Raw genomic sequence first — 22,875 nt, 5'->3', positions numbered from 1 at the left:
CACCGGTCACTCGTGCGGGGCGCGTGATGCGTCGCTGAGTGCTGACCTCCAGGTTGAGGGATCGGTCACGGGGAAGCGGCGGCCGGTGACCTCCTCGGCGAGGATTCGGACGAAGTGATTCTTCGTTCCGGGTTGCAGCGGGGAGACGCCGAGGGAGACGGTGTCGCGCAGCTCGTCAGGAGCGTTGATCTCCTTCGCGTCGCCCTTGACGACGACGCTGAACGCGGTCTCATCCCCGACGCCGTCGATCTCGAAGGCGACGCGTGGATGGTTGCGGATGGCGTCGATCTTGGTGCCGTCTCCGGTGCGGATGACGAGTGCGGAATGTTCGATGGTGAAGTTCACCGGGAAGATCTCCGGGCCCTCGACGCCGATGACGGCCAGGCGGCCGACAGAGGTGGACCGCAGGAGCTCCCAGCAGTCCTTGGCATCGAGAGTCCATGATGGTTCGGCGCTCATTGTCGTTCTCCTGTCCCGCAGCGGCGGTCACCGGGATCGGTTCCCTCCCCGCTGAGTTCTACATAGTGTAGAAGAATCTCGGGCGCGGGGGAAGAGGGACCGCAGGGCGGGCGATGCAGTCTCGTCGGGCAGCGATGAGCACTGACGCCGCCATGTGCTCATCGTTGCGCAGCCGGAGAGGGTGGAAAGGTCATGCCGGGCGTCTGCCGGGCTTCGATCGTCGGGAGGCCACGGCATCGACGGTGACGATCGCCAGGACGAAGCTTCCGATGGTGAACAGGAGCATGCCTGCAGGACCGGACGGGTATGCGAGGTCGAGCGCGGCCCCGAACTCGACCGCGACGAGGGTGTACTGCAGGCAGAACCAGAGGCCGCCGGCAATGGCGAGGAACGTGAGGACGTGGGCCAGCCGGGGGCGGCGGCGATGTGGGTCCGGCCCGACCGCTGGTGCCGGGGCCGGCAGCGAACGTGCGACCGCGACCGCTCGAAGAGCATAGACCGCTGCGACCGAGCCGATGGCTGCGGCGATGGCGAAGAGGATCTCACCGAAGTTCATGAGCAGCGGTGCCGTCGTGATCGGCAGCCGCAGAATCCAGGCGACGATGACGACGGCGACCGCCGCGAACAGGACGATTGCGGCAGTTTTGCCGCGGCGGGCCGTCCTCGCGGCGAGTCCGGCAACGGCGTCGTCCGAGTCTCCGGGTGGAGTCACGACTCGTGAGACCGTGACGGCGAGAACCTGGGCGATGACGAGCGGGTAGACCACGTCGGCGATATAGAGGACGAGCCGGAGGATCGCGAAGAACCGTGATTCGATGTCGAGGCTCGTGAACTCGTCGGTGAAGATCGACGTGAGAGCCGCGAGCGTGAAGTAGACGACCGTGATGACGATGAAGACGCCGCGCGAAATCGACTTCAGGCTCCGACCGACGGCGACAGCGGCTGCGCCGGCCACGAGGATGAGCACGACCTGCAGAAGGCCGAGATCGGGTCCGGTGAGATCCGCAGACGACTCGGCTGCGCCTGCCGACCTCGCGCCGACCCACGTCACGATGAATACGACGAAGGCGGCGACCGTGAGGTTCAGGCCCTTGTCATCCATAGGTGCGGGTGCTGGCTGTGGCGCGGGTGCGGCCTGAGAACCCTGCGCAGCGGCGGTATCAGAAGGCTCTTTCGGGGTCGAACTCATGGCCCCTATACTTCCATAAAAACCAGCTGCCTTGTTGTTCTGGCTGCGGTAGCCCTCGCACGTCGTCGCGCGAAGTGAGACGCTGGGAGCATGCCGAATGAACTCGCCACCTCGACCAGCCCCTACCTGCGCGCGCACGCCGACAATCCCGTGGACTGGCGGATGTGGTCACAGGAGACCCTCGCCGAGGCGGCCCGCCGTGACGTCCCCCTCCTCATCTCGATCGGGTACTCCACCTGCCACTGGTGCCACGTCATGGCGCACGAATCCTTCGCAGACGAAGCAGTCGCGGCGCTGATGAACGACCGCTTCGTTCCGGTGAAGATCGACCGGGAGGAGCTGCCGGACATCGACGCCTACTACATGAACGCGCTGCAGGCGATGACCGGTCAGGGCGGATGGCCGATGACGATCTTCGCCACCCCGAGCGGCAGTCCCTTCTATGCCGGCACCTACTTCCCGCCCGCACCGCGGGGGAACCTGCCCGCGTTCACGCAGGTGCTCTCGGCCGTGTCCGCTACGTGGACCGACCGCCGCGACGAAGTCGACCAGATGACCGCGCGCATGGACCGCGGATTGGCCGAGATGGCCGATGCCGTGACCAGCGCCCTCCCCGCCGAGGCGGCCGCGGAGTCCCTGAGCCCCGATGAGCTCGATTCCGCCGCCGCTGCCCTCCTCGATTCCTATGATCCGGCGTGGGGCGGATTCGGCGGTGCCCCGAAGTTCCCGCCGATGATGAACGTCCTCCAGCTTCTGGCCGCGTTCGTGCGCTTGGGCGGGACCACCTCGGCGAACAAGGGAGCGGGCAACGCCGCCTCGGCGAGCTCGGGAACCGGTGGAGCCGCCTCGGCGAATGAGGCATCGGGCGACGAACACCCGGTGGATCGGGTCCGGGCGGAGGGGCGGCTCGGCTGGCTCGGCGCCGACGGCCACCTGACCGGCGACCTCGTTCTCGACTGCCTCATCGCGGTGCGCAGCACGCTGGCGCGGATCGCCAGCGGCGGCATGCGCGACCAGGTGCGCGGCGGGATCGCCCGCTACAGCGTCGACCGCCAGTGGTTCGTGCCGCACTTCGAGAAGATGCTCTACGACAACGCCCTCTATCTGCGCGCCGTCGTCGCGTGGGCGAAGGTGGAACGCGCTCTCGACCCGGGCTCGAAATGGCTGGCCCTGGCCGAACGCGAGATCGCCGATACTGCGAACTTCCTGATCAGTGACCTGTCGACCGATGACGGGTTCATCGCCGCTCTCGACGCGGATTCGCTCAACTCTTCGGGAGTCTCCGAAGAGGGCGCGGCCTACGTCTTCACCCCCGAGGAATTCGCCGAGGCGGGGCAGGCGGGCCTGCTCGGGCTCGTCGATTCGCCGGCCGGAGGCGAGCTGTCCGGCCAGGTGGTCGCGGCCGTGCGCATCATCGACTGGCTCGGCATGGAGGACGTGCCATTCGACGCCGACCATCCCGCGCCCTGGGCCATCGAGGAGACACGGCGGCAACGCGAGGTGCTCGACTCCGTTCGCGCTCGCCGTCCGCAGCCGGCCAGGGATGACAAGATCATCACCGAATGGAATTCCCTGGCCATCACCGCCCTCGCCGAGGCGGCCCTGTACAAGGGTGCCGAAGCAGAGGAATCCAGTGGTGCGGATGATGTCGCCAGAGCGGCGGAAGACGCCGCGGATCCGGACGACGCTGCACAGTCGACGGTGGGCAACGCCACGGGGGCAGCGTGGGGGAGGACCGCGGTGCGGTTCTGGACGGCGATGCATGACCGGTTCGAGGATGCTGCGACACCGGATTCGGCGGGGGCCGCCGATTCGGCCGACGCAGCCGGATTCGAGGTGCGGCGCAGCTTCACCGACGGAGAGCCGGGGCCCGGGCGGGGCGGGCTCGCCGATTGGGCGCAACTCATCACCGCTGGGATCACGGTCCGGCAGCTGTCGGGCGAGGCCGCCTCGGTGACGGTGGAGGACCTCGTCGACCTCGGTGCGACGATGCTGAACCTCTTCACCTCCGAAAAGGAGGACGGGGTCTTCGAGGCGGTCGATTCGCTCGGTGACGGCATCATCGATGTGAAGTCCGCGGACCCCGTCGACAACACCGTGCCGTCGGGACGATCGGCGGCCGCCGAGGCGGTGCTGCTGCTCGCCGAACTCGGCGTCGAAGCGGCGGCAACCGGTGATTCGGAACCCGGTGGGGCAGAGCGATCGGGTCAGTGCGCCGCGCTGGATACCGGGCGGCTGATGGAGGTCCGGGATCGCCTGCTCGGGGTCTACCGGGCCCTCGCCGGACAGGCTCCGCGCGGGTGCGGCCACGCTCTGTGGCAGGCCGAGCGAGCCCTGTCGCCTGTGCGAGTCGCCACCGCCGACGATGCGCTGCGGGACATCGCCGCCACGCATCCGTCGCTGACTCTGCTCACGACCTCGACCGGGGTGCCGGGACCGGACGGCCGTGAGGTCGAAGTCCCCGCGGGGACGGCGATCGTGTGCCGAGGCACCTCGTGCTCACTGCCGGTGGGCACACCTGCGGAGCTGGAGGAGCTGCTGGCACACTGACCTGCTTGGGCCTGCGGTCTCAGTCGGCGTCGTCGGCAGCCGTCGCCGGGCTGCGCGTCGAAGCGCGCACGCGCAGACGAGGTTCGACGACGTCGTGGATGTCATTCCTGCGCCCGCCGATTCGGCCTCTCAGCAGTTCGACGGCACGGGCACCGAGCACCTCGGCGTGCTGCTGGACCGAGGTCAGACCGGGTCGGGCCCGGCGTGCCAGTGCCGAATCGTCGTAGCCGATGATGCCGACCGACTCGGGCACCCCGTACCCCAGATCGGCGGCGACTTCCATGACGTCGAGGGCTTCGACGTCGTTGCGGGCGAAGAACGCGTCGTAGCCATCGGCCAGGGCGCGGGACAGCTGAGTGGGGAGCGCCTCGGCGTCGGTGGACCGATCGATGATCCGCGCATACCGGTCCAGCCCGGCTGTGTCCATGGCTTGGAGGTATCCGCGGCGGCGAGCCGAGCCCGACGGACGGGACGAAGCGCTGACATGGGCGATGCGGGTGTGGCCGGCGGCGAGGAAGTGATCGATCGCCAGGTTCGCACCGTGTTCGTCATCGTTGTTCACGCTGTCGACGCCGGGCACGTTCTCCTCGGTGCGGCCGACCATGACCACCGGAGCTCTGCGTCCGGCCCGCTCGAGGGCTTCGGCACCGAGCCAAGAGGACACGATGACCAGACCGTCGACGCTGAGGTCGAGGAGCAGGTCGATCCGTGCCTCGAGCCGGTCCCGTCGGTGCGTGCCGTGCGCGAGCAGAACCGACAGTCCCTCACCCTCCGCTGCTGCCTCGACGGCGGCGGCGACCTCGGTGTGGTACGGGTTCGTCAGGCTCGAGATGACGACGCCGATGGTCATCGTTCTGCCCTGACGCAGGCTGCGCGCGAGGATGTTCGAGCGATATCCCAGCGCATTCGCCGAGCCCAGGATCCGCGTCCGGGTGGCCTCGCCGACTCCCGGGTCTCCGCGCAGCGCCAGGGACACGAGTGACTTCGAGACGCCGGCGTGTGCGGCCACATCATTGATCGTCGGTCTGTGAGGCATATCGACCATCTTGCCTCAGCCCGGTCCGGACCATGGCCGATGCCTCTTCTGGAACGTTCCAGAATTCCCGTTCCGTTCACCTGCAGTCCGTCGAGGTGACGCCCCGAATTCGTCGGCCGTCCCTAATCTCGTCAACTATGACGACTGCAGAAACCCTCCAGAACCCTCTCAGCCGCACCGGTGAGGCCAGGGACGATTACCCGACTCCGACCCTGCGCCCCGAAGCGCTGCTGCTCGATTTCGGCGGAGTCGTCTTCTCCACTCACAAGAGGCCGGGAGGCGGCCTTGAGGTCGCCCGGATCGCCGCGGAGCTGCTGGCCAAAGCCGGCCATCTGCGCAGCCCGGACGAACTCGCGTCCGTCTTCGCCGGTGGCGGAGTCGCTCTGCGCGATTGGAAGAACAGCCAATCGCGTCTGCTGGAGCCGGCAGAGCTCGACCACCGCACCATCTGGCGCGACTTCTACGCCTCGCCGCTTCCGGTCGCCGAGCGCGAAGTCCTCGTCGGCCATGCCGGTGAACTCCAGCGTGAACTGACCACCCGCAGCTCCGAGCACACCCTGCGCCCTGGTCTCATCGAGCTCCTCGACACCGCCGCCGAGCTCGGTGTGCCCGTGGGCATCGTCTCCAACGCCCACTCCGGCCGAGCCCACCGGGCCATCGTCGAGGAGGCCGGCCTGAGCGAGAAGTTTGCTGTTCAGCTCTATTCGGACGAGGTCGGCATCCGCAAACCCCATCCGGGCATCATCGACCTCGCCGCCCGAGCCCTGGCCACCAGCGCCCGGCGGTGCTGGTACGTCGGCGATACGCTCGACCGAGATGTCGTGGCCGGTCGTCGGGCGGGTGTCGCGGCCGTGATGGTCACCCGTTCGCACCACACCGACTCCCCTCCGTTCCCCGTGGCCGAGCGCGCCGACCTCGTCGTCGACGATCCTCGCGGCATCGTCCCAGCGCTGCGGAGGACTGTGCGGCCCTCGTCTGCAGACACCACCCTCGCCGAAGCGGTCACCGACCGATCTGTTCGTGCGGTTGTGCACGAGGGTGTTCGGCTGCCTTCGGCCCTGCTGCTCGACCACGGGGGAGTGATCTCGACCTCGGAGCCCGATGAGCTCGGCCTCGCGACCTTCACCGCGCGGCTGGCTGATGGACTCACCGCGGCAGGTCACCTCACCACCGTCGACCAGGCAGCCTCCGGGCTCGCCGCGGGGCGCATTCGGCACAAGGAATGGAAGGACGCACACGAGTCCGTCATCGGCGGCCCGGTCCCCGAGATCGACCCGATCACGTTCTGGGCCGAGCTCGTCGGGCCCGGGCTGCCCGGCGATCCAGACGCGGTCGCCGCTTGGCTGCACGCCGAAGCACACCGCCTGATGTACGACTTTGCACGAGTGAAGTCGGCACGAACGCTGCGACCGGGCATCGTGGAGCTGCTGCACTCCGCACGAGACCTCGGCATCCCGGTCGGCATCGTCTCGAACACGGTGTCCGGACGCGCGGTCCGGAGCCTGCTCGAGAGCCAGGGACTGCTCGACCTCATCGCCGCTCATGCCTACTCCGACGAAGTCGGCCGCCGCAAGCCTGACCCATTGGGAGTCAGGAACGTCCTCACCGCCGTCGACGCAGACCCACTCCGGGCGTGGTTCGTCGGCGACAAACCGCACCGAGATGTTCCCGCCGCCCGGGCCGGCGGAGTCGGGAACGTCGTGATCGTGCGCGGCGGTGCCACCGGCGACGAGGAGCTGGAGGAGACCATGGCCTCCGACCCGGCGCTTCGTCCCGATCACCTCCTCGACTCGATCGAGGATCTGCTCCCGCTCGTATTCCCTCCAGCCGCTTCATCTCAGCCCGATTCGCAGCCGACTGCAACGTCGACGAAAGGACTATCATGATCCGCTCGGTTCAGCCACGACCCGATGACTCCGCATCCACCAGAACTCCCCGCGATCTCACTCGCACGCCCGCCCCCGATTCCTTCGAATCCGCCGAACTGCGACGATCCGGCGACGGTCTGTCGAGTTCGCAGAAGCTGATGATCCTCGTCCTGTCGATGACCCTCTACGGCGTCGGCGACATCGTCGCCTCGGTGCTGCCCGAGATCTCGGTCGGACCGCTCGAGCTCGGGGTCTCCTACTTCTCCTTCATCGCGGTGGTCCTCGCCGCGCTGCTCAACCCGGTCTGGGTTGCACTCGGTGCTCCCCTCGGCGAGCTCGTGTTCTCCGATATGCTTCTCGGCGACTTCGCCGGACTCAGCGAACTCGAGGGGTACCTCGAAACGGCCCTGGCGATCTATGTCGCCGGTGTGATCGTCCGCGATCCCTGTCGTCGGGCGCAGCTTGCCCTGGCCTGCGTGGCGATGGTGCTCATCGACAAGGTCAGCGGCGGCATCATCGACATCGTCAAGGTCGCCGTCGGCATTGATCCCGAGACGCTCGAGGAGTCCGATGGGCTCTTCTCCGCCTTCGTCATCGCCGAAGGCCTCGACATCATCGTCACCGTCGCGTTCTCGGGTGTCCTGTTCGGCATCCTGCCCGCTGTCTGGCTCGCACCGCGGCTCTACGGCAAGATCGAACCGATCATGGGCCTGCGTCCCCGTGACCCGGCTGCCCCTCCGCGGCTGAGAGGTCCGGCCGGGATCGGGTTCTGGCTCGTCGCCGTGTTCTCCGTCGTCGCTGCCGCCGCGATCGCCCTGCTGGCCGCCTGGGAGGAATTCGTCGGCAAGCAGGGCCTGTCAACGATCGGCAGCTTCGAACTCGGTGCCGACGGGCAGCCCGGTTTCGGCTTGTTGGCCGTCTTCGGTGCCGTGGTCATCGCTCTCGGCATCCTCGTCGCGCTGGCAGTCGCGAGCAGACGCCGGCGTGCGGCCCGCAACAGCGAGGGGCAGCGATGAACCGGGAGATGACGCCTGCCATCGAAGTCAGCGATCTGCGATTCCGCTACCCGGGCAGCCCCGTCGACTCCCTGCGCGGGGTCGATCTGCGCATTCAGCGGGGAGACTTCGTCGCCGTCGTCGGCGGCAACGGTTCGGGTAAGACGACGTTGTGCAAGTCGTTCAACGGGCTCATCCCGCACTTTTGGAACGGCGACATCTCCGGCACGGTCCGGTGCAATGGTCGCAGCACTGCCCATCGCACCGTCGGCGAGATCGCCCGTGAGGTCGGCTACGTGTTCCAGGACTTCGGCAACCAGATCGTGCGGCCGACCCCGCGCGACGACATCTCCTTCGGCCCGCTCAACTTCGGCTGCGAGGATTGGTGGGAACGCACCGAGGCGGTGCTGACCGATCTCGGCATCGCCCATATCGCCGACGCCCAGACCTGGCAGCTCTCCGGCGGACAGCAGCATCTGACCGCTCTGGCCGGTGTTCTGGCCCTGGCCCCGGACATCATCGTCGTCGACGAACCCGCCGCCGAGGTCGACCCGCTGCGGGCCTCCGTCGTCTACGACCACCTCGCGCGGCTCAACGAGCGTGGCATCACCGTCATCGTCATCGAGCATCACGCCGAACTCGTAGCGAAGTACGCGAAAACCGTCGTGCTCATGTCCGAGGGGCAGGTGAGCTGGTGCCTTCCCGTTGCTGAAGCACTGTCCCGCACCGCCGATCTCGAAGCCGCCGACATCCCTGCTCCTCAGGTGGTCGCGGCCGCCCGCGCCCTTGTCCCAGACGTCGCTCGGGGGATCAGGGCCGCTCCGCTGACGGTTGAGGAGTGCGCCGAGGCGGTCAGAGAGGCTCGCGGCCCCGACGCGAGCGGGCTTGATCTGCCGACGGTCGCTGCCGGGGCGCCGGACACGGTCGCTGCCGGTCCGGCTCAGGACCCGGGCCGGACCGTGGCCGAGGTCCGTGGCATCACCGTCGGCTACCAGACGATCAGCGGAAATCGGAGCACCGTCATCGACGATCTCGACCTGCAGCTGCATGCCGGTGAGAGGGTGGCGCTGGTCGGCTCGAACGGGGCCGGCAAGTCCACTCTGCTGTCGACGTTGTCGGGGATGAAGCTGCCGCGGTACGGCAGCGTGGTCATCGACGGTCACGACACGAGCAGGCTCAGTCCCTCCGAACTGGCCGGAACCGTGTGCTACCTCGTCCAGCGTCCCGATCAGATGTTCCTCCAGGACTCCATCAGCGCCGATATCGGCATGTTCCCGCGTTCGCGCGGGCTGCCCGACGCCGCGGAGATCACTGCGGAGGTACTCGATCGAGTCGGACTCAGCCAGGTCGGCGACCGCGACGGGCGTCTGCTCTCGGGCGGGCAGCAGCGGCGGGCGACCCTGGCGATCGGGCTGGCGATGCGTCCGACCCTGCTGCTGCTCGACGAACCGACCTCGAGCCTCGACCTGCGCTCACGCGATGATGTTATCGACATGCTCGACGCCCTGGCCGAGCACATCCTCTGCAGCGTCGTGGCCACCCACGACATGCACCTCGTGGCCGAATGGTCCGACCGGGTGATCGTGCTCGACCACGGTCGCATCATCGCTGACACCGATCCGACCGGACTCTTCGCCGATCGGGAACTGCTCGATCGCGCTCGCTTGGTCCCACCGCAGGTGACGCAGCTGGGTCAGCAGCTCGGCCTCGATCCGATCCCGCTGTCCCTGCCGGACCTGATCGCCCGTACGACCCACGCCGAGGAGGTTGTGAGATGACCGCAGTCCACCCCAGCCCCACCCCGCCGGAGGAACTCGTTCGTGACGTGAACGGCAATGCCTCCCACAACACTGCCGTACCGACCGGGAAGGAGAAGGGATCGGGCCGCAAGCGCAAGGACCGGGGTCGGCTCTCCGTCGAATGGGTCACCCTCGAACTCATGCGCGTGGCCTATGCCTCGCGCGGCGGTTTCCTCTCCCGCCGGGATCCCCGGTCGGTCATCGTCTGGTACGTGATCTGCGCAATCGCGCCCTGGCTGACCTACGACCTCACGGTGCTCACGACCCTGTTCGCGCTCGCCGCAGTCGCGGCCCTGTCCGCAAGGATCGGCCCGCTGCTGCTCGGTCTCTTCGTCGTCGGCCTCATCACCCAGGGCATCTATGTGCTCGTGCTCGTGCTGATCCTCGGCGGTGATGTCGGTGCGCTGACCGGACTGCTGCAGACTTCCCTCAAACTCGGCACGGTATCCCTGGTGAGCATGGCTGCGTTCGTCTCGCTTGATCCGGAGAAGCTCTCCGACGGCTTCCAGGCACTGCGGGTCCCCGCCGTCGTCGGGTTCGGCGTCAGCTACGGGTACCGGATGGTGCCGCTGCTGGTCACCGAGTTCCAGACGATCGTCGATGGTCATCGTCTGCGCGGAGCACCGCCTCGCGGGCATGGCTTCCTCGGCTGGCGCACATTCGCCCGATTGGGAAGCATCGCCGTGCAGTCCTTCTATCCGCTGATGCTCAACACCGCTCGGCGGACCCGGACCACCGTCGAAGGCCTCGAGACCCGCGGGTTCGGAACGGCGACCGCCGCGACGCGCAGCCTGCGCTTGGCCCACCTGCGCTTCACAGCAGTCGATGCGGCACTGCTGGTCGGCACGGTGGTTCTCATCGTCGCCTCTTACTGGTTCGGCTCACTGGTGCCGTGACGCTGCGGCTGAGGACGGCCGCGATGACAGCATGATCTCCGAAACCGGTGAGAAGCACGCCACCAGTGAGGAACGCCGACTCCATGACCGCCGACGATGCCGGCCGTCTCCCAGACGCCGGCGATCTCAGTCGACGAGTCGGAGCCCGCGGAAGCGGTTGAGCGCTGCGGCGATCTCCTGCGCCCTGGGGCGGGCGAGGTGACCGGGATGAGCACGGTGGCCGGTGAGTCCGTCGATCCCCTGGGCATCGAGCATGGCCTCGATCTCGGTCAGTGCCTCGGTGATGGGGGTCTTGCCGTCGAAGATCTCCGCCAGATATTCCAGCGCCTCGGCGATGGCACCGGTCTGCTGGCCGTCGATGAGCTGGGACAGCGCTGCGAGGTCGATGAAGCTTCGGCCGAACTGCACCGTATCCAGGCCCTTGGCCTTGGCCGACTTCGTCTTCGACGACGGCTGCAGCGATCCGGCAGTGGGAACGCGTGCCGGGGCAGTCGCGAACACGCCGCCCGAAGCATCGGCGAAGTGCTCGGATCCGACCTCGGCGCCCACGAGTTCGTGGGCGCGGGCGGTGACGTCATCGGGGACATAGGCGTCGAGGGCGATGACGAGGTCGGCGACCTCGAAGAAGGCGCTCGAGCCGCCGGCGACGAGGACCGTGGAGACTCCGCGCTCGGTCAGCAGCGGGCGCACCTTGGAGACGAACGGCGTGATCGGCTCGCGTTCTGCGGGGATGAGCTCGCGCATCCGATCGTCGCGGATCATGAAGTTCGTCGCCGAAGTATCCTCGTCGATGAGCAGCGTCCGGGCCCCGGTCTCAAGCGCCTCGACGAGGTTGGCCGCCTGCGAGGTCGATCCGCTGGCATTCGTTGTCGAGAAGAATCTCGTGTCAGTGCCCGAGGGTAGGTTGTTGATGAACGCCGAGATGTCGTCGCCGGTCACGGCACGACCGTCCTCGGCACGAATGGAGGTGGCAGTCGGGTCGCTGATGACCCATTCGCGCCCGTCGCCTGCGATATGCGGGTAGACGCCGCGTTCGAGCGCGCGCAGAATCGTCGACTTCCCGTGATAGCCGCCGCCGACGATGACGGTGACTCCGCGAGGAATGCCCATACCGGTGACGCTGCGGCCGCTTGAGAGATCGACCGTGTGTTCGAGTTCGGGAGGGGAGGTGAAGGCGACCGCATCCGAGGATCTCATCGGCAGGTCAGAATCCCCGGACGTCCGCGGCAGAACCGCGCCGTTTCCGACAAAACCGATGAGTCCCACCTCGCCGAGGTGGCTGCGCAGTTCCAGCTGATCCCGGTGCAGTCGGACGTGGTCGGCGAGGCGGTGGGCAGTCGGGTTGTGCGCGTCCGCGTCGGACCAGCGGTCGAAGAGGAAGAGCCGTTCGGCGAACTCGGGCAGGTCGCGGGTGAGGATGTCGGCTGCCTGGTGGCCGAGGATGCGGCGACCGCGGGCGGGCAGATTGACCAGCAGCCGTGCCTCGAAACCGGCGTCGTCGATGAGGATGTTCGTCCTCTCGAGGATCTCCTGCCCGGGGTGGCCGAGGATGAGAGCACGCTGCTTGAGCTCCGCGAGCACCTGGTTTCCGGCACGGAGCAGATAGTCGGACGCGGCGATGCGATCGGTACGCTCGGTGGTGAGATCCAGGGGGAACTGCGCATCAGCGCGGTCGATCCGGACCCGGACCTTCGACGGGGAGGCGAACGGGTCGGCCTGGACTCGGTCGATGAACACGGTGACCGGTCCGAAGCTGTAGCGGCCGCGGATCTGTTTGAGATTGCCGTAGCTGCGACCGTCGAGATTGTGCAGAGTGGAGGCGAGATTCGACTGGTGTGAACTCATTGGACACATGCTACTTGGTACAGATGACTGCCTGCTCAGCTGGGCTCGAGGCCGTAGAACTCGGCCGCGTTGGACCAGAACACAGCATCCGCTTCGGCCGGAGTGAGCACCTGGCGAAGAAGTGCGAAATCAGCGTCGACGAAGGGACGGCGAGCCCGAGTCGACGGCAGATCCGTGCCCACCATCAGCGCACTGGCATCGGTGTCGACGATGCGGCGGACCACCTCGGCGGGGTCGAGCTCCACCCGACCGAAACCGGTGGCCTTGACCTTCACCCCGGCCTCGACGAGGCGCAGCAAGGTGGGCAGGCCGTCTTCATGCATGCCCAGATGGTCGATGCTCACCGCCGGCAGTGAGGCGATGCGTTCGGCGAGGTCGTCGTCGATGGTGCGGGCGTCGATATAGAGCTCGGCATGCCAGCCGACGAGGTCATGGACTCTCCGGGCGAAGCTGTCGAGAGCATCCAGCGTGGCCGAACCGCCGCGGGCGATATTGAACCGCAGTGCCTTGATCCCTGCCTCGTCGAGGCGCCGGATCTGATCATCGGTGGTCTCGGTCGGCAGTTGGGTGACGCCGACATAGTTCGGGCCGAGTTCACGCAGAGCCTCGATGAGGTACCCCTGGTCGAAGCCCTGGAAGGACCCGGACACGACGGCACCTCCGGCGACCTCGACTCCGACCTCGGGCAGGCTCTGCAGCCGCGCCCGGTAGTCGGCGACCATGAACGGGTCGGGCAGATACCCGTTGTTCTCGATCAGCGGATGGTTCGGATCGACGATGTGCAGATGCGCGTCGAAGGCACGCTGAAGCTTGCTCATACCGTCAATCTACCCGGGTCCAGACGAGTGAGGCGGCAGGATCTGGTCGAGTGAGGCAGGACCGACCGCATGAGGCAAAGGCAATTCGGCCCAGTTCAGGGTGGGCAGCCCAGTTTCAAGCCTGGGCTGCCCACCCTGAACTGGGCCGTTTCGAGGCGAAGGGCGGAACGCGACACGGCGGATGGCCTGCACGCGTGCATCGGAGGCCGCTCAGGAACCCTGGAGGAACGCCTTCGCAGCGGCGCCGAGGGCGACGACATCGGAGACCGCGACCATCTCGCGGGCCGAGTGCATCGAGTACAGGGCCGGTCCCACATCGACAGTGGTCATGCCCAGACGGGTGGCAGTCAATGGCCCGATCGTCGACCCGCACGGCATCGCATTGTTCGACACGAAATCCTGGTACTCGACGCCGGCGGCCGCGCACGCTTGCGACCACACCGCCGTGCCCACCGCATCCGTGGCGTAGCGCTGCTGAGCGTTGAGTTTGAGCAGGGGCCCGCCGCCGAGGCGGGGCCGCACATGCGGATCATGGCGTTCCGGATAGTTCGGGTGGGCGGCGTGCCCGGCATCGGAGGAGACACACACCGAGGTGGCCATGGACGCGAGATAGTCGCTGCGCGTCGACTGCGGCAGCAAGGAGGCGATGATGCGCTCGGTGACATCGGCGAGGAACGGACCGCACGCACCCGAACGCGAATTCGACCCGATCTCCTCATGGTCGAAGGCCGCGAACAGGGGGATGCCGTCGAGCCCGTCGGCATCGAGATGGGTGAGCGCGGTGACACCCGCGTGGACGGACAGCAGGTTGTCCAGCCTCGGCGAGGCGAAGAACTCCTCGGCGGCGCCGAAGAGGGCCGGCTCCTGAGTGGGAATGGTGTAGACATCGTGACCGACGATGGTTTCGGCATCGACACCGGCAGATGCGGCGAGCAGCTCGATGATGTCCGCCTCGGCGAGATCGGCCAGGCCGATGACGGGAGCGGTATGACGCTGCTTGTCCAGGGCCAGACCCTCGTTGACCTGCCGGTCGAGGTGGATCGCGAGCTGCGGAATGCGGGCGATCGGCCCGGTGCGGGCGAGTACGACGCTGCCATCGGCGAGGCTGAGGCGACCGGCGAAGGAGAGCTCGCGATCGAGCCAGGAATTCAGCAGCGGACCGCCGTAGACCTCCACCCCGACCTGACGGGTACCCTCCGCTGAGTACTCGCCACCGGGTTTGAGTTTGAATGCCGGGGAATCGGTGTGGGAACCGAACACCCGGAACCGGGGAGCCGCCTCGGTGACGGTGGGATTCATCCACGCGATGAGCGCGCCGTCCCGGATGACGTAGTGCGCGGTCCCGGGCGTCAGCGCCCAGGGAACGGACTCCTCGAGGCGGGAGAATCCGGCCTCTTCCAGGCGTTCCGCGGCGGTGGCCACGGCATGGTAGGAGCTGGGGGAGGCGCTGACGAAGTCGCCGAGGTCGGCCGCTGTCGTCGCGGCCGCGTCCGGTCTCGGGAGTGATCCATTCATTTCCCCAGCCTATCGTTTGCGGTAGTTTGGAGGGGAAGAAGATCAGGTCTCAGACTCGGGTTGCCACCGGGTCTGAGAGACAGGCGGGGGCAGCGACCCTGCGACCGCACCAGCGACGGCAAGGAGTGTTCGACGTGAACCAGTTCGTGACGGAGTGGAACACCTGGCGCGACTCACGGAACTCGGCACTGGCGAAACCGTTCGGCTGGCTCAGCGTCGTCGGACTGCACTGGCTCGACACCGAATCGACCTGGACCGACGCCCCCGGCACCTTCACCGTCAAGGACGGGTGGGTCACTGTGTCGTTGAATTCCGGAATCAAAGCCGGCCCCGCGGCCGAGACGTTCGACCTGCTGAGCAAGGTCGACAACAGCGGAGCCGGGACCTTCGGCGGTGCTGGGGTCAACGGTGCAGGGCCGACCCGGGCGACCAGCCCGGCAGTGCCCAGCGACACCTCGACCCTGCCGACGGTGACGGACCAAGCCGATGCCGGTGCGGGCAGCGCGGCTGGGTCCGACGCTGCAGATGCCGATTCTTCCGCCGAGTCTGTCGCCGGATCGGATGCTGGATCCGGCGGACACGAAGCCGTGCCCGCCCGACCTCAGGTCCGCGTCGAGGAGAACGGGTTCAGTGCGAAGCTCCCGGCCGGCGGATCGCTGAACTGGTTCACCGTCGGCAACGTCCTCTACGAACTCATCGATCGGGGCGGCCGCCTCGGTGTGCGTGTGCGCAATTCGAAGTCGCCGCTGCTCGGGAAGTTCTTCGAGGTCCCGGTCTTCGACCCGGACCCGGACTTCGTCTTCCTCGCCCGGTTCACCCGATTCGACCCATTCAGGACCTATACGATCGAAACCGCTCAAGAGGACCTGCAGCTGCAGACGCAGGCGGCGGGAATCGTCACCTTCGAGACCCAGCACGGCGAGGTCAGCCTGCTCGCCACCGGGTGCCCGAAGACCGGGCTCCAGCTGGACTTCCACGATTCGACGAATGGGAGCACCACCTCGGCGTGGCGGACCATCGACCTCGGAGTGCCGAACCAGGACGGGTCGCTCGTCATCGACTTCAACCGTGCGGTCAACTACCCGTTCGCGTTCACCTCGTTCGCCACCTGCCCGGCCCCGATCGAGGGCAACGTCGTGCCCTTCGACGTCACCGCAGGTGAGCGCCGTCCTCCGTTCTTCTACTCGGAGGCCGGGATCAACGTGCCGTTCCTCTTCTACGTGTGGTGGGACGAGGAGAGCGCCGAGGTGACCCGCCCCTGGTACTCGCGCTTCGGCCTCGACATCACCATCCTCAACCCGACCCACGACGATGCGCGGGTCTCCCTCGTCGGCTTCGACGGAGTCGCCATGTCCGGCGGGGATCTGTCTCCGCTGGGTCGCAAGGCCCGGTCGCGGCTCATCGACGTCGCCACCGAGGCAATGACCTCGCGGATTCCGGTCATCGGCATCGGCGCGTACTCCGCGTTCGTCATCCAGGCCCAGCGGGAGCTGCGCTCACAGCAGGGCTATGTCGATGGCATCGAGACCGAATACTCGGCCCCCGAGGACCGTCTGCTCATCGTGATGAACAACGAGCTCGACCCGAAGCAGGCCGGTTTCGACATCGTCCACACCGACGCCAGCGGGCTGATCTACGTGGAGATGCCCTTCGACATTCCGCTCGAATCCGATCGCACCGAGGTCGAGGACTTCCAGGCGGCGATGGAATCCGGGCGCTCGATCACGAGCTGGCAGGAATTCGACTACCGCATGGTCGCGCTCATCCGCCACCACCGCTGAGCCCAGCCGCCCCACACCCCCAGAACTACCTGACGGCGGCTCAGCAACCTCGCGCAAGGTTGCTGAGCCGCCGTCAGGTAGTAATTACCAGATGGTCACTCGTGATTCGGGGGCGAGGTACATGCCGTCGTCCTCGCTCACGCCGTAGGTGTTGTGGAAAGCCGTCATGTTCTTCACGACCTGGTTGCAGCGGAACTCCTCCGGCGAGTGCGGGTCGATCGAGAGGCGGCGCACACGCTCCTCGGTGCGCATCTTCGACCGCCATGCCTTCGCCCAGGCTTCGAAGAACGCCTTCGCCTGTTCCGGGCTCGGCGTCACCGGCACGCCTGGAGTGCCCGCCCGTTCGCCGAGTTCGAGCTCGAGCGCCTTCCACCCGATCGACAGACCACCGAGGTCGCCGATGTTCTCGCCGACCGTCAGCGCCCCGTTGACGTGCTGGTTCGGCTCGAGACCGGTCGGAACCAGCTCCTCAAACTGGGCGATGAGTGCGTTCGTGCGCTCCTCGAACAGCGTCCGATCCGATTCGGTCCACCAGTCGACGAGGTTGCCGTCCCCGTCATAGCGCGAGCCCTGATCGTCGAAGCCGTGCCCGATCTCGTGGCCGATGACCGCGCCGATCGCCCCGAAGTTCGCAGCCACATCACCCGAAGCGTCGAAGAACGGCGGCTGGAGGATCGCTGCGGGGAAGACGATCTCGTTCATCACCGGGTGGTAGTAGGCGTTGACCGTCTGCGGGGTCATCAGCCATTCCGTGCGGTCGATGGGTCCGCCGATCCGCTTCACCTGCCGCACATGCTCGGCCTGCGAGCAGCGGCGCACATTCCCCACGAGGTCGGCGGCATCGATCGCGGCCGGGTACTCCCGCCACACCTCCGGATAGCCGACCTTCGGCGTGAACTTCGAGAGCTTGACCAGGGCGCGTTCCTTCGTCTCCTCGCTCATCCAGTCGAGTTCGCGGATCGACTTGTCGTAGGCCTTGATGAGCATGCCCACCAGGTGGTCGATCGCGTCCTTCGCAGATGGCGGGAATTCGGCGGCGACGTAGAGTTTGCCCACGGCCTCACCGAGGTAGCCCTCGACGAGGCTGACTCCGCGCTTCCAGCGCTCCCGCAGGGCCGGCGTGCCCGAGAGGGTGCGGGAGTTGAAGTCGAAGTTCTCCTCGACGAACTCATCCGAGAGCAGCGAGGCGGTGTCGGAGACGACGACGAAGCGCAGCCAGGTCTTGATGGTCTCGATGTCGGTCTCCGCCCACACCTTCGCCATGCCCGTGACGAACGAGGGCTGGGAGACCACGAGGTACTTCAGATCGGCCGCCTCGGCGGTGAGGATGCCTAAGTAGGAGTCGAAGTCGAACTCGGGGCCGAGGTCACGCAGGTCGGAGATCGAATACTTGTTGTACGTCTTCTCCGCATCGCGGCAGGCCACCCGGTCCCAATGGTGGCGGGCGAGCTCGGTCTCGAACGCCATCACCTTGGCGGCCACCTCGGTGTCGGAGATCCCGGACTTCTCACCGATCCCGGCCAGGGCCGCGATCTTCTGCACGTGGGCGAGGAACTTCGCGCGCACCTCGGCGTGGTCGTCGTTGAAGTAGTAGTCCTCGTCGGGCAGGGAGATGCCGGCCTGGACGAGGTAGAGGGCGTAGACGTCGGAGTCTTTCGCATCGGCGGTGACGTACCCGCCGAGGACTCCGCCGATGCCTTCGGTCTCGAGTCGGGCCAGCAGAGCGGCGAGTTCGGACTTGTCCTCGGCGGCGTCGATGGCCGCGAACGTCGAGTTCAGCGGGGCGACGCCGAGTTCGTCGATGCGCTCGACGTCCATGAATGAGGTGAACAGGTCGGCGACCTTCTGCCCCTCGGAACCGGGCTCCTGCGGGGTGTCGGTCACGGAGGTGATGATGTCGCGGACCTTGGTCTCGGCGCTGTCGAAGAGCTCACGCATCGCTCCGTCGCCTGCCCGGTCGTCGGGGATCGTGAATGAGTCGATCCACTCGCCGTTGATGTGCTGGTACAGGTCGTCCTGAGGCCTGATCGAGGTCTGTGAGGTTTCAGAAGTCATGGCCCAACAGTATCGTGATCAGTGCCGGCGGCGATCGTCGTCGCGCACCTGCCTGTCGTGGAATGAGTGGAATGAGGAGCAGCGAATGAGTCTGGCGTCAGTCGTGTTCGTGTGCACCGGCAACATCTGCCGGTCCGTCACCGCCGAACGTGTGCTCGAGCATCACCTTGCCGGCACCGGCGCCGAGGCGGTCATCGACTCCGCCGGAATCAGCGACGAAGAGGCCGGCAACCCCATCGACCCACGTCAGGCGCGTGTGCTCGCCGATGCCGGCTACCGCACCGACGATCACGTCGCCCGGCAGATCACGCCCGAATGGTTGGGCGAACGCGATCTGGCGGTGGCGATGACCGCCCGCCACTATCGTGCCCTGGAACGGATGATCTCAGGTCTTCCCGCCGAGGCGGCCCCGGAGCTGCGGATGCTGCGCGAGTTCGATCCGCGGGTGTCAGGGGTCCATGATGGCGCGGGAGGGGACGCGACCGCGGACGGCGGCGGTGACGGACGGGCCGCCTCGGCGAGGTCCGACGGTGCACCGGCACCCGACGTGTCGGACCCCTGGTACGGCGAATTCAAGCATTTCGAAGAAACTCTTGAGACAATTGAAGTGTCCGTGCCGGGAATCACGGATCGTCTGCGCGCGCTGGCCGCGAAAACTCAGTGATACTGGTAGGCACAAGCTTGCTGACACGACCGATATCGCAGGTACGCCTCGAAGGAGAAACTCTCATGACTCGACTCATGACACGACAGAACTGGTCCGCTCTCAGGCTGGGCTTCGCCGCCCTGCTGGTGGCTGCGATGAGCGTGTTCGCGTTCGCTCCCGCCGCCAGCGCCCATGACCAGCTGGTGTCGTCGAATCCCGAGGACGGTGCCGAACTCGACCAGCAGCCCAAATGGCTCGAGATGACCTTCTCCGGCGAGATCCAGGAAGTCGGCTCCGAGGTCACCGTCGTCGTCGACGGCAAGGACGTCTCCGCCGGTGAACTCACCGTCGAGGGCAAGAAGCTCAGCGTCGCCCTGCCCGATGACCTCAAGCCCGGCGACTACAAGGTCACCTGGCGCGTGGTCTCCCAGGACGGGCACCCGATCTCCGGCGACTACTCGTTCGCGATCAAGGACTCAGAGGGCGCCGGCGGAGACGTCAAGGAATCATCCGAAGAGTCGACGAAGGCCGGGCTCGGCGGCGGAGTCGTCGATGAGCCGGGCAAGGACACCGAGGATCGCGGCGAGATCGGTGAGTCCACCGGCAGCGATTCCGGGATGTCGACGCCGATGATCGTGCTGCTGTCCGTGGGCGGCCTGGCGATCATCGTCATCGTCGTCCTGCTCATGCGTCGCAAGTCCCAGGGTCTGCCCGGGACCAAGGACGACTGAGCGGGAACGCCTACGCAGCATCACCATTCACGAGGCCCCGAACGCGATGAGCGTTCGGGGCCCCGGTGTATTCGGACCGTGGCGGGCAGGTCGCGGGCCGTGATTCAAGCTTGCGCTCGGTTTTCGGGCGGTTTACGCAGCGATAACTTAGCTTCCGCTTGAATGAGCTTCGACCGCCGTGGTGTGGTTGCCCGTTCAAGCAATAGCGCGGATATGCCGAGGTACACCGGCTGATAAGTGCGCTCACGCTTGATCGGGCCAGCGGCTGGGCCAGCGGCTGGGGCCGACGCCGTCAGGGTGTGAAGCGCAGGAGGCGGTCGTCGTCGGGGCCGGGCTCTCCGCGGCCGTCGGTGTTATTCGTCAGCACGAGCAACGACCCATCCGGTGCCTGGACCACATCGCGCAGCCGCCCATGTTCGCCGGCCCACAGCTCCGTGGAATTCGAGAGGTCGTCGAGCGGCACCTGGTGCAGGCGTTCGCCACGCAGCCCGGCGACGAGGATGCTGCCGTCGGTGACGGCCAGTCCGCTGGGGCTCGCCTCGTCGGGGGACCACTGCTGCACCGGATCGATGAAATCGCCGCCGCCTGCACCGCCGTTGCCCGCGTCGCCGCCGCTACCTGCGTCCCCGCCGCCATCTGTGCTGCCGTCACCGCCATCCTCGGCGATGCCTTCGACCTCGGGCCAGCCGTAATTGCCGCCGGCCTCGATGACGTTGAGCTCGTCCCACGTGTCCTGCCCGAATTCCGAGGCATACATCGTGCCTTCGTCGTCCCACCCGATGCCCTGCGGGTTCCGGTGACCCATGCTGAAGACGAGCGAATCGCCGAATGGATTGTCCTCGGGCACCTGACCGTCGGGTGTCATGCGCAGAATCTTTCCCGACAGCGCCTTCTCATCCTGCGCACTGTCGCGATCGCCCGTATCGCCGAGCGTGGCATAGAGCATCCCGTCGGGGCCGATGGCCAGACGCCCGCCGTTGTGGAAATTCGCGGTGGGCAGTCCGTCGAGGATCGTCTTTTCCTCGCCCAGCGACAGATCTTCGGCCTCGCCGAGGAGGTCGAACCGCACGATCCGATTCTCCGTCCCCGCGGCAAAGAAGGCATAGAGACGGTCATCGTCGACGGCGAGACCGTGGAGCCCGGCCTCGCCCGAGGCTGAGGCATCATCGATCCGGCCGACCTCACGGACGTCGCCACCTGTGGAGACTTCGAGGATGCGACCCGAATCGCGTTCGCTGACCAACATGGTCTGTCCATGGAAGGCGATCGACCACGGGGACTCGAGCCCGGTGGCGACGACCTCGGGGGAGTCCGCAGCTGGGGCGGATGACGCCTCGGTCCGGTCGCAGGACGATCCGGCATCCGCGCTCGCCGAGGCGGTCCCAGACTCGGCTGCGCCCTGGTCGTCGCCCTCGCCGGAGTTCGAATCCGAGCAGGCGGTGAGGAGTAGAGCGCAGGAGATCGCGGCACCGGTGAGAAGCCGTTCGGTGCGTCGCAGTGCTGGGGTTCGCATGTTCGCTCCTCTTCAGGGGCAGTCCGGTTCCTTCAGCGTAGTCGCCAGCACCCCAGGAATAGAACCGTCTGTCCGGACTGTTCACCGAAGTGATTGCCGTCTGCGACCGTGTTCTGCGCTCGCGTCGCCCACCTGCCTGAGGAGTCTTCCGTTTTGTCTGTCCCGTTGAATATCCTCGATCTCGTCTCCATCCGGGAAGGGTCCACCGCCCGCGAGGCCATCGCCGAATCGATGGCCTCGGCGAAGGTGGCCGACGATCTGGGATTCAAGCGTCTGTGGTTCGCCGAGCATCACAACACGATGGGCCTGGCCGCCAGCGCCACGGCCCTGCTGATCTCTCAGGCCGCCTCGGTGACGGAGAGGATCCGGGTCGGATCCGGCGGCGTCATGCTGCCCAACCATGCCCCGCTCATGGTCGCCGAACAGTACGGAACACTCGCGAACATCCACGGCGATCGCATCGACTTAGGTCTCGGGCGTGCGCCCGGCACCGATGGGATGACCGCGCAGGCGCTCGCCCGGTCCTCGGCCGAACCGCAGGACTTCGCGCAGAACATCTATGACATGCAGGGATGGTTCGGGGACAGCGGTCAGGCGCACACCATGCCGATCAAGTCCGCGGTCTCAGCGGGGATGGACGTGCCCATCTGGGTGCTCGGATCGACGATGAACGGAGCCTCGATCGCCGGTCAGCTGGGCCTGCCGTTCTCCCTGGCCTCGCACTTCGCACCCGACCAGATCGACATCGCGATCAAGACCTACCGCGATTCGTTCACCACGGACGCGCCGACCGCGCAGATCGACGAGCCCTATGTCATGGCCGGGATCAACGTCATGGTCGCCGACACCGACGCCGAGGCGGCCCGTCAGTTCACCTCGGTCCAGCAGATGTTCAATGACATGCGCACCGGTCGTCGTCGCAGTCTGCAGGCTCCGGTCGACCCGAGCGAGATCGCCGCGCAGGGCGGGACCAGCCCGATGCTGGCCATCAGCGCCGTCGGCTCACCGGACACGGCGACCGCGCAGATGGCCGAGTTCGTTCAGCGCACCGGCGCCGACGAACTCATCACCGTCACCTACGCCTTCGACCCCGAGGTGCAGCGGCAGTCCCTGCGGCTGCTCGCCGAGGCGTGGTTCTGAGGTTCGGCACTGACGCCCGCGGACTGCGGTCACGTGCCC

17 protein-coding genes are annotated in these 22,875 nt (G+C 67.0%); 9 read left to right on the top strand and 8 right to left on the bottom strand.

Annotated elements, in window-relative coordinates; genetic code table 11:
- Positions 1-6: 6 nt before the first annotated feature.
- Both FHG09_RS00510 and FHG09_RS00505 read right to left on the bottom strand, forming a co-directional pair.
- The gene (locus tag FHG09_RS00510) at positions 7-459 is read right to left on the bottom strand and encodes a pyridoxamine 5'-phosphate oxidase family protein (protein WP_152345748.1); all 453 of its coding nucleotides are present in this window, start codon (positions 457-459) and stop codon (positions 7-9) included.
- Between the two features lie 190 nt (positions 460-649).
- A complete protein-coding gene (locus FHG09_RS00505; RefSeq protein ID WP_152345747.1) occupies positions 650-1,648 on the bottom strand; it encodes a hypothetical protein in 999 nt (332 codons plus the stop codon).
- Between the two features lie 90 nt (positions 1,649-1,738).
- Between FHG09_RS00505 and FHG09_RS00500 the strand changes: the two genes are divergently transcribed.
- Positions 1,739-4,198 (top strand): thioredoxin domain-containing protein, encoded by a 2,460-nt coding sequence (locus tag FHG09_RS00500; RefSeq protein ID WP_152345746.1) that lies wholly within the window; start codon positions 1,739-1,741, stop codon positions 4,196-4,198.
- A gap of 19 nt (positions 4,199-4,217) precedes the next feature.
- On the opposite strand, the gene FHG09_RS00495 is transcribed toward FHG09_RS00500, so the two are convergent.
- Positions 4,218-5,234 (bottom strand): LacI family DNA-binding transcriptional regulator, encoded by a 1,017-nt coding sequence (locus FHG09_RS00495; RefSeq protein WP_152345745.1) that lies wholly within the window; start codon positions 5,232-5,234, stop codon positions 4,218-4,220.
- Between the two features lie 137 nt (positions 5,235-5,371).
- Here FHG09_RS00495 and FHG09_RS00490 point away from each other — a divergent pair, with 137 nt between their 5' ends.
- The 4 genes from FHG09_RS00490 to FHG09_RS00475 are packed head-to-tail and all read left to right on the top strand — an operon-like array spanning position 5,372 to position 10,792.
- Complete coding sequence (locus tag FHG09_RS00490; protein WP_152345744.1) at positions 5,372-7,120, top strand: HAD family hydrolase; 1,749 nt, start codon at positions 5,372-5,374, stop codon at positions 7,118-7,120.
- Positions 7,117-8,118 carry a cell division protein FtsQ gene (locus tag FHG09_RS00485; protein ID WP_152345743.1) on the top strand — a complete coding sequence of 334 codons (1,002 nt, stop codon included), beginning with the start codon at positions 7,117-7,119 and terminating at the stop codon, positions 8,116-8,118. Before FHG09_RS00490 ends, FHG09_RS00485 begins: the two co-directional genes overlap by 4 nt.
- On the top strand, positions 8,115-9,875 hold the full coding sequence (locus FHG09_RS00480) for an ABC transporter ATP-binding protein (protein WP_152345742.1): 1,761 nt from the start codon (positions 8,115-8,117) through the stop codon (positions 9,873-9,875). Before FHG09_RS00485 ends, FHG09_RS00480 begins: the two co-directional genes overlap by 4 nt.
- Positions 9,872-10,792 carry an energy-coupling factor transporter transmembrane component T family protein gene (locus FHG09_RS00475; RefSeq protein WP_152345741.1) on the top strand — a complete coding sequence of 307 codons (921 nt, stop codon included), beginning with the start codon at positions 9,872-9,874 and terminating at the stop codon, positions 10,790-10,792. The genes FHG09_RS00480 and FHG09_RS00475 overlap by 4 nt, the downstream gene beginning before the upstream one ends.
- 126 nt (positions 10,793-10,918) lie before the next feature.
- On the opposite strand, the gene FHG09_RS00470 is transcribed toward FHG09_RS00475, so the two are convergent.
- The 3 genes from FHG09_RS00470 to FHG09_RS00460 form a co-directional block, all read right to left on the bottom strand.
- Positions 10,919-12,637: an ABC-ATPase domain-containing protein gene (locus tag FHG09_RS00470; protein ID WP_152345740.1), complete on the bottom strand. Its 1,719-nt coding sequence runs from the start codon at positions 12,635-12,637 to the stop codon at positions 10,919-10,921.
- A gap of 35 nt (positions 12,638-12,672) precedes the next feature.
- Positions 12,673-13,455: an amidohydrolase family protein gene (locus FHG09_RS00465; RefSeq protein WP_152345739.1), complete on the bottom strand. Its 783-nt coding sequence runs from the start codon at positions 13,453-13,455 to the stop codon at positions 12,673-12,675.
- 210 nt (positions 13,456-13,665) lie between these two features.
- Positions 13,666-14,970 (bottom strand): M18 family aminopeptidase, encoded by a 1,305-nt coding sequence (locus tag FHG09_RS00460; protein ID WP_152345738.1) that lies wholly within the window; start codon positions 14,968-14,970, stop codon positions 13,666-13,668.
- A gap of 134 nt (positions 14,971-15,104) precedes the next feature.
- On the opposite strand from FHG09_RS00460, the gene FHG09_RS00450 reads away from it, so the two are divergent.
- On the top strand, positions 15,105-16,751 hold the full coding sequence (locus tag FHG09_RS00450; RefSeq protein WP_227492467.1) for a DUF1684 domain-containing protein: 1,647 nt from the start codon (positions 15,105-15,107) through the stop codon (positions 16,749-16,751).
- An 84-nt stretch (positions 16,752-16,835) separates the two neighbouring features.
- On the opposite strand, the gene FHG09_RS00445 is transcribed toward FHG09_RS00450, so the two are convergent.
- Positions 16,836-18,806, bottom strand: coding sequence for a M13 family metallopeptidase (locus FHG09_RS00445; RefSeq protein ID WP_152345737.1), 1,971 nt, complete (start codon positions 18,804-18,806; stop codon positions 16,836-16,838).
- 85 nt (positions 18,807-18,891) lie between these two features.
- Between FHG09_RS00445 and FHG09_RS00440 the strand changes: the two genes are divergently transcribed.
- On the top strand, positions 18,892-19,470 hold the full coding sequence (locus FHG09_RS00440; protein WP_152345736.1) for a low molecular weight protein-tyrosine-phosphatase: 579 nt from the start codon (positions 18,892-18,894) through the stop codon (positions 19,468-19,470).
- Positions 19,471-19,535: 65 nt separating this feature from the next.
- Positions 19,536-20,183 carry a copper resistance protein CopC gene (locus tag FHG09_RS00435; protein ID WP_227492466.1) on the top strand — a complete coding sequence of 216 codons (648 nt, stop codon included), beginning with the start codon at positions 19,536-19,538 and terminating at the stop codon, positions 20,181-20,183.
- Between the two features lie 292 nt (positions 20,184-20,475).
- Here the strand turns inward: FHG09_RS00435 and FHG09_RS00430 are convergent, their stop codons facing one another.
- Positions 20,476-21,696 (bottom strand): PQQ-dependent sugar dehydrogenase, encoded by a 1,221-nt coding sequence (locus FHG09_RS00430; protein ID WP_152345735.1) that lies wholly within the window; start codon positions 21,694-21,696, stop codon positions 20,476-20,478.
- Positions 21,697-21,849: 153 nt separating this feature from the next.
- Between FHG09_RS00430 and FHG09_RS00425 the strand changes: the two genes are divergently transcribed.
- Positions 21,850-22,836 carry an LLM class flavin-dependent oxidoreductase gene (locus FHG09_RS00425; RefSeq protein ID WP_152345734.1) on the top strand — a complete coding sequence of 329 codons (987 nt, stop codon included), beginning with the start codon at positions 21,850-21,852 and terminating at the stop codon, positions 22,834-22,836.
- The last annotated feature ends 39 nt before the right edge of the window (positions 22,837-22,875 follow it).

This window comes from Brevibacterium sp. CFH 10365 (assembly GCF_009299785.1).
Taxonomy (GTDB): domain Bacteria; phylum Actinomycetota; class Actinomycetes; order Actinomycetales; family Brevibacteriaceae; genus Brevibacterium; species Brevibacterium limosum.
The sequence above is the reverse complement of the archived record's forward strand: the minus strand, read 5'-3'. Positions and strand labels throughout refer to the sequence as shown.

Coding starts and splice junctions, on each gene's coding strand:
- FHG09_RS00445 (WP_152345737.1), bottom strand. CDS start 18,806: ATGACTTCTGAAACCTCACAGACCTCGATCAGGCCTCAGGACGACCTG.
- FHG09_RS00510 (WP_152345748.1), bottom strand. CDS start 459: ATGAGCGCCGAACCATCATGGACTCTCGATGCCAAGGACTGCTGGGAG.
- FHG09_RS00465 (WP_152345739.1), bottom strand. CDS start 13,455: ATGAGCAAGCTTCAGCGTGCCTTCGACGCGCATCTGCACATCGTCGAT.
- FHG09_RS00485 (WP_152345743.1), top strand. CDS start 7,117: ATGATCCGCTCGGTTCAGCCACGACCCGATGACTCCGCATCCACCAGA.
- FHG09_RS00475 (WP_152345741.1), top strand. CDS start 9,872: ATGACCGCAGTCCACCCCAGCCCCACCCCGCCGGAGGAACTCGTTCGT.
- FHG09_RS00495 (WP_152345745.1), bottom strand. CDS start 5,234: ATGCCTCACAGACCGACGATCAATGATGTGGCCGCACACGCCGGCGTC.
- FHG09_RS00460 (WP_152345738.1), bottom strand. CDS start 14,970: ATGAATGGATCACTCCCGAGACCGGACGCGGCCGCGACGACAGCGGCC.
- FHG09_RS00490 (WP_152345744.1), top strand. CDS start 5,372: ATGACGACTGCAGAAACCCTCCAGAACCCTCTCAGCCGCACCGGTGAG.
- FHG09_RS00430 (WP_152345735.1), bottom strand. CDS start 21,696: ATGCGAACCCCAGCACTGCGACGCACCGAACGGCTTCTCACCGGTGCC.
- FHG09_RS00440 (WP_152345736.1), top strand. CDS start 18,892: ATGAGTCTGGCGTCAGTCGTGTTCGTGTGCACCGGCAACATCTGCCGG.
- FHG09_RS00435 (WP_227492466.1), top strand. CDS start 19,536: ATGACTCGACTCATGACACGACAGAACTGGTCCGCTCTCAGGCTGGGC.
- FHG09_RS00505 (WP_152345747.1), bottom strand. CDS start 1,648: ATGAGTTCGACCCCGAAAGAGCCTTCTGATACCGCCGCTGCGCAGGGT.
- FHG09_RS00480 (WP_152345742.1), top strand. CDS start 8,115: ATGAACCGGGAGATGACGCCTGCCATCGAAGTCAGCGATCTGCGATTC.
- FHG09_RS00470 (WP_152345740.1), bottom strand. CDS start 12,637: ATGAGTTCACACCAGTCGAATCTCGCCTCCACTCTGCACAATCTCGAC.
- FHG09_RS00500 (WP_152345746.1), top strand. CDS start 1,739: ATGCCGAATGAACTCGCCACCTCGACCAGCCCCTACCTGCGCGCGCAC.